The organism is Methanosarcina sp. KYL-1 (assembly GCF_024372725.1).
In the GTDB taxonomy this organism is placed as follows: Archaea; Halobacteriota; Methanosarcinia; order Methanosarcinales; family Methanosarcinaceae; genus Methanosarcina.
The window spans coordinates 1-12,989 of the sequence record NZ_VOUA01000007.1 but is presented as its reverse complement, the minus strand read 5'-3'; the positions used below and the strand labels follow the sequence as shown (position 1 = coordinate 12,989).

8 protein-coding genes and 1 rRNA gene are annotated in these 12,989 nt (G+C 46.8%); 5 read left to right on the top strand and 4 right to left on the bottom strand.

Features of this window, described 5'->3' with window-relative positions; translation table 11 throughout:
• Nucleotides 1-9: 9 nt before the first annotated feature.
• Nucleotides 10-372, bottom strand: coding sequence for a phosphoribosyl-AMP cyclohydrolase (hisI, locus tag FTO70_RS07065; protein WP_255335046.1), 363 nt, complete (start codon nt 370-372; stop codon nt 10-12).
• A gap of 367 nt (nt 373-739) precedes the next feature.
• Here hisI and FTO70_RS07060 point away from each other — a divergent pair, with 367 nt between their 5' ends.
• Nucleotides 740-2,716 (top strand): S8 family serine peptidase, encoded by a 1,977-nt coding sequence (locus FTO70_RS07060; RefSeq protein ID WP_255335045.1) that lies wholly within the window; start codon nt 740-742, stop codon nt 2,714-2,716.
• Between the two features lie 202 nt (nt 2,717-2,918).
• On the opposite strand, the gene FTO70_RS07055 is transcribed toward FTO70_RS07060, so the two are convergent.
• A complete protein-coding gene (locus FTO70_RS07055; protein ID WP_255335044.1) occupies nt 2,919-5,513 on the bottom strand; it encodes a lectin like domain-containing protein in 2,595 nt (864 codons plus the stop codon).
• A 504-nt stretch (nt 5,514-6,017) separates the two neighbouring features.
• Nucleotides 6,018-8,012: an amylo-alpha-1,6-glucosidase gene (locus FTO70_RS07050; protein ID WP_255335043.1), complete on the bottom strand. Its 1,995-nt coding sequence runs from the start codon at nt 8,010-8,012 to the stop codon at nt 6,018-6,020.
• Between the two features lie 161 nt (nt 8,013-8,173).
• Here FTO70_RS07050 and FTO70_RS07045 point away from each other — a divergent pair, with 161 nt between their 5' ends.
• The 4 genes from FTO70_RS07045 to FTO70_RS07030 all read left to right on the top strand — a co-directional run bounded on the left by FTO70_RS07045 (nt 8,174) and on the right by FTO70_RS07030 (nt 12,304).
• Nucleotides 8,174-9,334 (top strand): hypothetical protein, encoded by a 1,161-nt coding sequence (locus FTO70_RS07045; RefSeq protein ID WP_255335042.1) that lies wholly within the window; start codon nt 8,174-8,176, stop codon nt 9,332-9,334.
• Between the two features lie 314 nt (nt 9,335-9,648).
• On the top strand, nt 9,649-9,966 hold the full coding sequence (locus FTO70_RS07040) for an iron-sulfur cluster assembly accessory protein (protein ID WP_255335041.1): 318 nt from the start codon (nt 9,649-9,651) through the stop codon (nt 9,964-9,966).
• Between the two features lie 90 nt (nt 9,967-10,056).
• Entirely contained in the window at nt 10,057-10,410 is a 354-nt protein-coding gene (locus FTO70_RS07035) for a nascent polypeptide-associated complex protein (RefSeq protein WP_255335040.1), read from the top strand.
• Between the two features lie 508 nt (nt 10,411-10,918).
• A complete protein-coding gene (locus FTO70_RS07030; protein WP_255335039.1) occupies nt 10,919-12,304 on the top strand; it encodes a sodium-dependent transporter in 1,386 nt (461 codons plus the stop codon).
• A gap of 557 nt (nt 12,305-12,861) precedes the next feature.
• On the opposite strand, the gene rrf is transcribed toward FTO70_RS07030, so the two are convergent.
• Nucleotides 12,862-12,984: ribosomal RNA gene (rrf, locus tag FTO70_RS07025) — 5S ribosomal RNA — on the bottom strand.
• Nucleotides 12,985-12,989: the final 5 nt, after the last annotated feature.

Here is a 12,989-nt window from a genome sequence, read left to right as displayed (position 1 = left end):
TTGTCCAAATCAGTAAACCTCATCCGGCTCAAAAACCTTCTCCCCGACAACCTTTCCCTCAAGGTCTCGGTAAAAGCAAGACCTGTATCCCATGTGGCATGCCCCGCCCACCTGTTCCACTAACAGGAGCACGGAATCCATGTCGCAGTCGATCCTGATTTCTTTTACCTTCTGTAAATGCCCCGAGGTCTCTCCTTTCTTCCACAAGCTCTTCCTGCTCCGGCTCCAGAAATGAGCAATTCCGGTTTCTACTGTCTTTTCAAGAGCTTCCCGATTCATATAGGCGCACATAAGCACCTCCTTGCTCGCCTGGTCCTGGACAACCCCCAGGATCAGGCCGTTTTCATATTTAAGAGTGTCAAAGTCAATCATGGGGAATAGATTGCCCGACTAGTATAAAAAGTAAAGGGGATAATTTTTCCCCGAATGGGCTGCCAAACTGGAAAAAAAATAGAAGAATATAAGAATTTTTTCCACAAGATGTTGGCCTGGAAAAGAGATTCATTTCAACAATAAAAAGTTATCAATAGAAAACATTTAATATAAATTACTAATGAATAGTATAAAAATAGGAGTTAAAGGAACTAAAGTTATATTACAAAACTTTTTTATAGAGTAGCTTTCAATCGTTTATAATAGTTGGGCCTGATCTTTTTGATTACCTCATAATGAAGGAAACAGACCCCATAAACAAGGGCTGGGAGAAGATAAAATTCTCCATAGCCGCAAATAAAACCTCATGGAGAGTGGGAGGACGAAAACCGAATTAAAAGATCAGATACGGATAGTGCTGGTTATTTTCCTAGCACTTACAGGATTGGTAGCCCCTGTTTCAGCACTGGACCTCCAGAGTTCGGATGAAGGGCTTGAAGAACTTAGCGTATATACTGCAAATTATGAAGAACTTTATGTAAACGTTCCTTCTGCAGAATATGTCCCCGGTGAAATCATAGTAAAGTTCAAACCGGGAGCCACGGGGAAAAAGGTTGCAGAGATCAATGCCAGGGAAGGGACCCTGGAAATATACGAAAGCCCCTATGCAGGATTCAAGCTGCTTAAGGTCCCGAAAAGCAAAACCGTTGAAGAAATGATAGAGATCTACAGCAAAAATCCCAATGTAGAATATGCCGTGCCCAATGCAGTTTCACATGCATTCATGGTACCGAACGATCCTTATTACACACCTTACCAGTGGAACTTCAAAAGCGGTACAGGCGGGATCAATGCTGAACCTGCATGGGACGTTTCCAGTGGAGAAGGAGTTATAGTTGCGGTACTGGACAGCGGAGTGGCATACGAAAATTACGGCCCTTATATTAGAGCTCCTGACCTCGCAAACACGAACTTCATTCCCGGCTACGACTTTGTCAATAACGATGACCATGCCAATGATGACCATTCCCACGGGACCCATGTGGCAGGCACCCTGGCCCAGAGCACGAACAACGCCGCAGGCGTGGCAGGTGTGGCCTACAACTGCATAATAATGCCCGTAAAAGTCCTTGATGTAAACGGAAACGGGACCCTTCAGCAGTTGATAGATGGCATATATTTCGCAACCGACAACGGAGCAAAGGTCATTAGCATGAGCCTCGGGTTCCCACCGGGATACTATCCGGGCCCGGCCCTTGATGCTGCTCTTGACTACGCCTACAACAACGGTGTTACCACCGTAGCTGCCTCAGGAAACGATGAGACGGGAACAGTCAACTATCCTGCAGCATACGAAAAATGCATCGCTGTAGGAGCCACAAGATATGACGGAAGCCGCGCACACTATTCCAATTACGGATCAGCTCTGGACGTCATGGCTCCCGGGGGAGATGTGGACATAGACCAGAACGGCGACGGGTACGGGGACGGAATCCTCCAGAACACTTTCAACCCCACAACAAAAGACCCGACAGTCATTGGATACTGGTTCTTTGAGGGGACATCCATGGCAACCCCGCACGTCTCGGCAATTGCAGCCATGCTGATAGCCAGCGGGAAAGAAGGACCTGATTCTGTAAGGACTGCGATAGAAGCAACCGCAAGGGACATGGGCACTGCAGGCTGGGACCCGGAATACGGATATGGGATAGTCGATGCAAAAGCTGCCCTGGACTACGTTCCGATCCCAAACACCCCCCCCGTGGCTGAAGCAGGGGGCCCGTATACAGGAAGCGAAGGAACTGCAGTAAGCTTTGACGGCTCAGCTTCATATGACACGGACGGGAGCATTGTTACGTATGAATGGGATTTCGGGGACGGCAGTACAGGTTCCGGGGTTACTCCGGAGCATATCTATTCCATCGCCGGGACCTATAACGTGACCCTGACGGTAACGGACAACCAGAATGCAGTTGACACTGACGCAGCTACCGTGGAAGTCACGGAAGCAGCTACCGGAAACGTCCTCCACATTGCTGACGTAAGTGTAACAACGAGTTCAAGAATATCCGGCAAAAACACTTTCGTGTCCGCAACTGCTGTTGTGACAATCCTGGATATCAATAACAGCCCTGTTGAAGGAGCCACAGTCTCAGGCTACTGGAGCGGGGCAAGCGGTGACCTGGATTCTGCCGTAACAGATGCAACAGGAAAAGTGACCGTGCGCTCGGACGAGGTAAAATACAAAAACGGGACACTGACTTTTACCTTTACCGTGAACGGCATGAGCCACACGATCCCCTGGGACGGAAACACCATGTCCGGGACAGGGACCTATCCTTGATCCTCTGTAATATATACAAGAAATGTTTGGCCCGTTAAAAAGGCCAAACTTTACTTTTTTGGTGAAATATCGGTTTTCAAGCAAATTATGGAAGGCTTAAGGAGTTTTCAAGAAAGTATTTACCGCCTTAAAAAAGAAAATTTTGAGCCTGAAAAAGCTCTATCCTGCTTGAAATCAACTTATTAGCCTGCTTGGAATCAACTTATTTTGTATAGGAGTCCGGGTTATCCAGGTCAAGAGCCGAGTTCCAGACATACCCATTAAGGGAAATACCGACAACCTCAGCCACGTAAGTCCCCATTGGAGCCGACTTCCACTGGAATTCCACTACCCCGCTTGAATCGGTAATGCCGGTATATGCCCTCTGTTCCTCCTGACACGTAAGAGTAAAGCTGACCTCTGCACCACCTGCCGGAGCATCCGTAGATTCGGGCATGCTGTCAGCGTCCGAATCAACGCTGATAGTGACAATGGCTTTCAGGTGTGGTCCTGTTTTCTTGAAGAAAATGTCAGAAACGTACATTTCCGGAGCGGCACTCTCCTCCTTTACAACAGTAGCTGTTGACCCAGAATTATCCAAAAGATCGTTTTCACCGGCAACTGCCCCTGCTGTTGCAGTAAGGGTATGGACCCCTATATTTGAGCCTTCGGTGTTCCAGGTGTAAGTAAGCGTTTCAGAACCTGCTGATTCAAGAGATGTGACGGTTTTCGTCCCGAGAATTAAGTCGTCATTCCCGTTATCCGGGGTTGCGTTGTCTGAAACCAGCATCACTTCAAAAGTTTCAACCCGGTTTCCTTCGTTTTCAACTACAACATTCACAGCTACCGGGTCCCCGACAATAACCTGAGAAGAAGCACTAACAGCCTTAACCGCAACATCATGCAGCTCTTCCTCTACCGAAACCGTGACTGCCATGGAATTGTCCAGGGTTTCAGATTCACCAGCTACTGTCTCTGCTGTGGCAGTAAGGATGTGGTTCCCGGTACCTGAGTTTCCTGTGTTCCAGGTGTAGGTGAGAGTTTTCGAAGCACCTGCTTCAAGAGATGAAACAGTTTGCGTCCCGATGATTAAGTCGTCATCCCCGTTTTCTGGAGTTGCATTATCGGAAAAGAGCGTGACGTCAAAAGTTTCAGTAAAGCTTCCCTGGTTTTCTACCGTCACGGCAATAGTTGCTGAGTCACCCATAACAACCCTGGAAGGTGCACTTATTCCCGCGACTGCAACATCGTGCATCTCCATGGAATTTTCAATGGCAAAAGCCTTTATACAGATATTGGATTCTTCAAACCCGGAAAGAGAGGTTAGGTCACTCCAGGAAACCCCGTTGCTGCTGAGATAGCTTTCACCGGCATTTGCGCTCGCCTTGCTGCTGTATCCGGAAAATGGCATTTCAAGAGCCACAGGATACCTATCCGCAGGATTTGTAAGTTTCACAACCACCGAAAACTTCTGCCCATTCCTGACCTGAACTCCGTTTACCGGTACTGTGTGGTATCCGGGGCCGGAAATTGTGCCGGATGCGGAGCAAACAGGGCCAGAGGGATTAAGGGGACCGTTTTCAGGATCTGTGTAGATATAGAGTACATAAGCAGTGTTAGAGTCTGTGGTGTAAAAGCTTACTGCCTTAATTTCTTCATCACTATTAGCGGTAAATACGTTGGCACCCCAGGCCGTACCGGTCCCATAACCTACATTCGTAGTCCAGCCAAGCGGATCATACTGATAAATACAGTCATAGTTATCGACTGCCTCAGCAGTGAATACCGCATTGGAAGTCCCTATTCGAGAATCATAGTAGGAAATGTAGAAATAACCGTTTTCACCCCAGGAAGTTCCCCAGCTGTTCTTGACGATAAAAGCCCCGTCTCCGGGAGGAGAACTCAGGAAGTTATCCCTGGAAAAGGTGTCGTCCCACCCTACAATTGTTATTGCATGGTTAGAAGATACGCTACCGCTGTAGTAATAGGCATCTGTTATCGAATTTAGGTAGCTGCTGGAAATGTACATTGTTGAATACACGGCACCGCGGTCCATAATTGCCTGCTTGATATACTCATCGGCAGAAGGCCCCTGGGCCCCGGGAAGGAAAAGTACCTCCTGAACATGCTTCTGTTCAGGATAATCCGGATATCCGGCGTAGTATGAGGAAGAAAGATAAGGATCGTCATTCTCAGCAACAGGCCCGCTCCACCGTGCTAAATAAGCGGTTGACATGAACTGGTTGCCGCCTTCGGCAAAATCAAAACCTTCGGGAGCAGCACTTGAAAGCAAATTATTCATGTTGTTCTCGGAAAAGTCCCTTGCTTCAGGCACAGGCTCGGAAACCAGGTATGATTCCAGAGAACCGTAAGTGGCAAATGCCCAACAGGTGCCCAGAGGCCCCTGATTTTTGACAGGAGTTACCCTTCCGAGCTCACGCAGGTCATAGTAGGCTGGCAGGCCATCTGAGGAATCTGAAAAAAGAAGCTGTACCGTATCTTCCGACAGGTCTGCACCTGAATCACCTGCCAAAACTCCGGGATAAGAGAGGGAAACAGGAGAAGGCACCAGACCTAATCCACGGCCGTTAACAGCTTTTTCCCTGGCAATCTCAAGGCCTTTATTTTTCATCATCTGGTACTCCACAAATTCGGGACTCAGAGGTGCCTGACTGATTCTGGCACCTGCGTTCCCTGGCGTTGCGCTTACACTACCCGAACCTTCGGAAGCGGAACTTTTTGCCGCCGTAAGGCTGGAAACCAGCAGCAAGAGTACAAAAACTACTCCTAGAATCCTTATAATTCGATGATCAATCACCAGAAATTCCCCTTTGGAAAAGAATGTGTAGTAGAATAGATAGTAAATTTTTTTAGACATTAATAAGTTATATTATATAAATAAAGCATAAAAACATTGAGTAAGTAAGTTATAAAACTTTGCATACTATTTATAAAAAAGATGTAAAAGAGTAGTTCAAGAAGAATTATATAATCGACTTTTCAGGAAATTAATAAGGCTTTATACCCTGAAAATCTCCAGATATACCTTAAAAAAGTTCCAATATATAAGTAAAACTTCAACATAAATAATAAAAATTATAGAACCTTTTCTGCGAGTAAAGGGGACAGAAAATTACATGATTTTAGAAGTAAACCAGCGTTATGAGTAAATCAAATTTTGTAAGAACATCAATTAACACTTTTTGGCAGCCAGCAGGGAAAATGGCACGCCTTCAAATTAAGAGCCTTTGTAGACGATAGAAAAGCAAACGCAAAATGAGATTCTGAGTGAGTTTTAAAATTATGAAATCCCAGAATTGCCTCAGGGTTTGATCCCGAGCACGTCTTCCACATAAGCCCTCAAAACTTCCGCAACGCTCCAGGCCTGGGCGATGCAGCCACCCGGAGTATAGGGGTAATCCCCGTCAAAAACTTCGGAGATGGTACCGATACCACCTGACTCGAGGTTCATGTCAAAGCCCTTGATGAGAGCCCGCATGTTTTCCAGGCTTTCTTTTGAATAATTGTGGACCTTGCGGTAGGCTTTCACGTAAGCCCCAACGAGCCAGGGCCAGACCGTGCCGTTGTGGTAGGCAAGGTCCCTGCTCCTGGGGTCACCCTGATAGCGCCCTATATAGGAGGGGTGGTCTCTTGAGAGGGTCCTGAGCCCGAAGGGGGTCAAAAGGTCCTGTTCGACCCGGTCCACAATTGCCTTTTCTTTTTCGGAGGAGAGCATTGTGTAAGGAAGGGCAACTGCAAGGATCTGGTTAGGGCGGACTGCCGGGTCCCTGACCTGATTTCCGCCTTTGTCCAGGGATACGAGATCAAAGAGGCAGTTTTTATCCGGGTTCCAGAAAAGCTCTTCAAAGTTCGAAGCTGCCCCTGCTGCCAGGGTCTCGTAAGGAGCAACATCCTTTCCGAGGAGGTTTCCGATTTGAGAAGCAGTTTTCAGGGCGTTGTACCAGAGGGCATTAATTTCACATGCCTTTCCCTCCCTCGGGGTCACCTCAAAGTCTCCGATTTTTGCGTCCATCCAGGTAAGCTGGGGACCCTGGCGGATAAGGTAATCAGAATCCATTCCAATCCCGAAATCCGTGCCCTTCCAGTAGTTTTCGATGATATCATCCACGGTGCTCCAGACATCGGATAGAAAAACGAGGTCCTTCGTGTATGCAAAATAGCGTCCCAGGACATGAATAAACCACAGGGAGGCATCTACGGTGTTATAGATGGCTTCTCCTCCGAAAGCCGGGAAGCTATTGGGAATAAGGCCCTTCCGGCAGTGCCTGGCAAAGTTTTCAAGGATAGACCTGGCATCCTCAAAACGGCGGGTAATGAGGGCCAGTCCGGGGAGAGATATCATGGCATCCCGCCCCCAGTCTGAAAACCAGGGATAGCCGGCAATAACCGTCTTTTCACCTGTAGCAGGCTGCTTCACAATGAAGGCATCAGTTGCCCTGAGGAGTTTCAGGGCGAAAGGTTCGGTAAGCCTTGAATTGAAGGCGAGGAGGTTCTGGCGGTATACCGCCCTGGTATAGAGTTCTTCGGCAACTTCGAGGGTCAAGGATGAGATATCCTCAGTAGAAGCGGCAACAAAGAAGCGGGATGTTCCCTGGTCCAGCTGGCTTTCAAAGCACCCGGGGTTGAAATTGTCTTCCTGGAAGGCAAGCCCTCTTTGCTTTTCAGTATCATACTCAAAATTGTAGTACCACCTGGGGTCAGGACGGTAGTGAAGATTGGATGAAAGCCAGAAAACAGAGCCATTCGAACTTTCTATCCTGATTCCTTTCCTCTCCGCTTCCTGGGAAAAAGACATGTTTTGAGAACGGGTGGTCCCGTGGAAACTTCGGGAATTCACAAGGGGATAGAGCCTCAGAAAACCCCCCTCCTTCCGGCAACTGACCTCATACAGGATGACAGTTGTATTCCTGCCGTAGACCATGAAAACCTTTTTTTTCACCGTAAAGTCCCCGGCCCGAAACACCCAGATAGGAAAAGGATCAAGGACAAACCTGCTAAGGTAGTTGAAACCTGTGGGAGAGACCGTACCCGGATATTTATGGGTTGCAAGCCTGTAGGCTTCTTCTTTGCGGGAATCTTCTTTACGGGAAAGCTCTTCATCAAGGGAAGAGAGCAGCAGGACCCTGCCCGGAGAATCCCTGGGAGCCGCAACCAGCAGCCCATGATAAGTCCTTGCCCCTGCCCCTATAACCGTGGACGAGGCATATCCTCCAAGCCCGTTTCCTATGACCCACTCCTTCTTTATGCCGGCTTCGTAGCTTGAAAAAGAATCGGCCCCAAGCCTTATCCCGCTCATATCTACCTGATTAGGTTTTGATTTCTTATATAGCTGTAGTTCCAGGGAAAATCCGGGGAAAAATGGATATCCTGTAGAAATCCGGCAGTTCCATGAAGCTGGAAATTATTATATTTCAATTGTAAACATAAACTATTTTAGCTGTGCAAGATATAAAGCAAATGAGAATCATGAAGCAAGACCTTTTAGAAATCCTCGTGGACATCTTCAAATCATCCGGATACAGTGTCACAATATCCGGCTCCTGTGAGATCCTTGTGGAGAAAAACAGGCATCAGGCTTACGTCAGGTGTACGATACAGCCTGACTATGAGGAAATAAAAACATTTTCCGAAGAGATAAAGGGTAGCACCGGAATCTATGTGATGACCCAGAAAACCACAGGAGAGTTCAACGAGTACGCGGCCGAACTCGGGATCTATGTATGGGACAGGGACGAGCTGGCCCTGCAGATTGGAAGAGCGGTTCTTGCAAACATGGAAAGGAAAGCTAAAGCTCCTCCTCAGGAACCCGAAATCCCGGAAAAAGAAACCTGGACATCCCCCGAACTCCCTGTAAAAGCACATGAAGAAATTGAAAAAATCGAAGAAAAGTATACAGGAAAAGAAATGGAGTTCAACGCCGGGCTAGTGCCTCTGCAGGAACTGAAAAAAGAGGAGGAAAAACCCTCTTTTGTGCCCAGGCCGTCGGAAGGAGCTTATGAAAACAGAAAACCTGTAAAGAAGCCGGAACACGTTGAAATTCCCAGGGTAGATTCATACGATGTGCTGAACATAAAATCGGTGGAACCCAGGATTTCCAAGGAGCAGGCAATCATCATTGCCAAACCTTACCTGAGCAGCCCCAAAGATGCGGTCCTGAAGTTTGTGCCATTCTGGAAATACACCTACACCGTAGAAGCTGAAAAGCGTGTCAGGTCCAAAATTCTGACCATTACGGGAGAGGGGAAAGGTTTCCTGAATGCACTGAACAAAACAAAAGAAGACCTGGAGCTTGAAGGCCTCGGAACGCCAACCCGGATCCCTGCAGTGCAGTATGAAGTTAAGAGGCACAACGTTGACAGGAAGCAGGCAGAAAAAATTCTTCTGGATTCAATAGTAGAAGAAAACACGCGGGAAATGCGCTTCAACAATACCGAAGGGCAGGCAATCATCTACGAACAAAGGAGTATCAGCCCTAAACCCGATGAGATAGAACTGGAGGTAGAACTTGTGTACATTCCGGTCTGGGAAGTTAAAGGAAAGCGAAACTCTCTGGAAATAAATGCTTACAATGCCGAAGTGCTGGAAGAGCCGGTGGATGAAGACGCCGAATTTGTGTGAATACCCTGTAAAGGGCGGTCCTTAGATTAAATATAGAGGGAAAATTATATAATATAGAAGATATATTAATGTATTTACGTAGAACAACCTGATTCCTGCTAAAAGAAATCCACGCTTCACACAAAGGATTTATTTGAAAACAGGCTATTTTCAGGTGAGAAAACAGGCACCGACTGTTTATAAGCGTTATAAAATAATGCAAGACTATTTAACGTTTGGAAGTTATCAGTAAGCTGTAACGGATGGCTTATTCCACAGGATTATAGTCTTCAACTGATGAAGTATTTTAAAAAACTATAAAAGAGGTACATACAATGATCGAAGTAACAGAAAAAGCTGCTGCTGAACTGAAAACACTGCTGGAACAGGAAGGCAAACCCGAACTTGCACTGAGGATATTTGTTGCCGGTGTAGCCTGCAGCGGAGTCCAGTACGGGCTGGCCCTTGACGATGAAGTAGGGGAAGATGACGTTACAGTGGAAAGCAACGGAATCAAACTCGTCATGGCAAAGGACATTGAGAAAAGCTTCTCTGAGGGCAGCATCGATTACATAGAGGATGAAAACGGGAAAGGATTCCTGATCCGCAACCCCAGTGCAGGCGGATGCGGCACCTGCGGTGGCTGCCACTAATCGATAACACAAAAATCGCGCAGCGGCTTATGAAGCTGCCAGAATAGAAAAAAGCACGGGGAAACTAAATACAAAGGAGAAGGGGATCTTATGATTCCAGGAATGGGAGGCCGGGGAATGAACCCGGCCAAAATGAAACAGATGATGAAACAGATGGGGATAGATGTCAAGGAACTCAATAATGTTGAGGAAGTAATCATTAACACCGCGGACTCCAGGATAATCATCGAAAATGCAAATGTAACCATCATGAGAGTCCAGGGTTCCGATACATACCAGATCGTCGGCGATGCAAAGGAAGTCCCGAAAGAACTGGAAATCCCCACAGAAGATATCAAACTGGTTATGGAGCAGACCGGCGTTTCCGAAGAGGAAGCTCGAGAAGCCCTTAAGAATTCAAACGGAGATCTGGCAGAAGCCATCGTGGCACTCTCCTCTGCCTGATTCCATTTCATTTTATACTCTTCTAAAAAGAAGCCCAATTTGGGAACCTTAAGGATTATTTTGAAGCTTTAAGAATTACTTATGATACTCTCATCTCATTTAAGACTCATTATATTCAAGACTCATTCATTAAAAGAAATGAAAAATTTCAAGATTCAAGTCCATATTCCTGCATAGAAACCTCTTTACATATCAGGAAATAGCGTTCGTTTATCAGCAATTTTCAGCAGGAATCTGTCAATATAAAAAAGATATATTTTTAAGCGAATATGCTGATTAATTTACATTGCTGGGCACGGTGTGGCATGATTTTGCATAACATGTAATCGTAGGACATGGCGTAACACCATTCAATATATTATTGGATAGATAATGTCCATGTAACAATCGTCATAAAACTGTGTAACACTAATAAATTAAACCAAAATTAAGAATTCATCCAGCATCCCCTCTAACATCCACGAAAATACTGAATGAATGAGAAAATACAGCATTCAGGAGAAAAAAGATGTCAGAAAGAAAAACGGGTGAACGTGAGCAGCTAGGAAGCAGGTTAGGCTTCCTGCTAATCTCTGCCGGGTGTGCAATAGGGCTTGGGAACGTCTGGCGTTTTCCCTTCATCACTGGTAAATACGGAGGAGCTGCTTTCGTTTTAGTGTATTTGGCATTCCTGCTATTACTCGGCCTTCCGATCATGGTAATGGAGTTTTCGATAGGTAGGGCAGGCCGTAAGAACATAGCAGGAGCCATGCGGGCACTTGAACCTGCAAAAAGCAAATGGCACATCTTCGGCTACCTGGGAATCATAGGAAACGTCATCCTCATGATGTTTTACACAACTGTCGCAGGGTGGGGCTTTGCCTATTTTTACAGGGAGCTGACAGGCGCTTTTTCCGGACTTGCCCCTGAAGAAATAGGAACCGCTTTCGGAGCCTTCCTTGGCAGTACCGGAGAACTGATCTTCTGGATGGCCATCGTGGTGGTCCTGGGCTTTTTCGTCTGTTCCCTGGGGCTTCAGAAAGGTGTAGAAAGGGTAGGAAAATTCATGATGTCAGGCATGTTTATCATGCTCTTGATACTGGTCTTCAAAGCCGTTACCCTGCCAGGAGCCGATGCAGGACTTAGCTTCTACCTGAAACCGGACTTTTCAAACTTCGGATGGGAAGGAATATATGCCGCCATGGGACAGGCATTCTTTACCCTGAGCCTCGGCTTAGGTGGCATGGCAATTTTCGGGAGCTACATTGGAAAGGAGCGTTCCCTTACAGGCGAGTCCCTGCATGTTATGGCACTGGACACGCTGGTTGCCCTGCTGGCAGGCATGGTGATCTTTCCCACAGCCTTTGCCTTCGGTGTGAACGTAGGAACCGGCCCGGGCCTGGTCTTCGTAACTCTCCCTAACATCTTCAACCAGATGCTCGGTGGGCAGCTATGGGGCAGCCTATTCTTTATGTTCCTTACATTTGCTACCATGACAACCGTGATCGCTGTCTTTGAAAACATAATGGCTTTCACTATTGACGAATGGGGCTGGAACCGGAAGAAAGCCGCCCTGATAAACGGGATAGGAATATTTGCCCTCTCCCTGCCCTGTGCGCTTGGCTTCGGCCCCTGGAACAGCTTTGCCCCCCTGGGAGAAGGCACCGTTGTGCTGGACCTTGAAGATTTCATCCTGAGCAACAACCTGCTTCCCCTGGGCGCACTGGTCTTCGTACTTTTCTGTACCAATGACCTGGGCTGGGGCTGGAGCAACTTCATAAAAGAAGCGGATACCGGAGAGGGAATAAAGTTCCCTAAATGGATCAAACCTTATGTTGCATACTTCCTCCCCCTGATCATCCTGGTCGTATTTGTTATGGGCTGGAAGGATGTTATTTTAAAGCTGCTTGCTTGAAAAGACAGAAAGATGGAAAACAAATAATTTGAGGCTTCAGCAAATTAAGCCTGAAGCCAATCTTTTCTTTGGCATGAAAGTGCTTTAAAGTGCTTTCATTTATTTGTGCCTGTTACTCGATGAGTTTCATGTGCGTTTTTTGAATTACTGATTTCAGGTACTATTATAATCCAGGATTCCCAATTTCCTCAAAAATTTAACAAAATAATCTGCTAATTATCTGCGAATTGGATTTTTTTAATATTCCACTTGCCAGCTTAAAGCCGCCCGCCGCAGCGGGCGGGTTGGCGCGCCCCTTGCGGGGCAGGGACCGGAACCGGGATGAACTGACAAATTGCGGTTAGACACCGGACCCTGTTTATTTTCAAAAAGCTTCGCTTAACCAACCGGAGTTGGACATCGTTAGCAAAAAAGGAGATTTAGGGGAGCTGCGACATAATCGCAAAGCAGGCAGTTCATTTATCGGCCGAGGCTAAGCTCAAGCGGACTAAAAGGGAAATAAGGATCAGAAAAAGGAAAAAACAAAGAGAAAAACAGAATTAAAGAAATGAAAGGGAATATGGCAGCGATCCAGAGTTCCCGAAGGCTCGCGCACTTCAGTACAGTAAGGAACGCGGGCAGGCTTATCTGCTGTGTTCGGGATGGGTAACAGGAGTTGCCCTGCCGCTATGGCCGCCATAAGCAA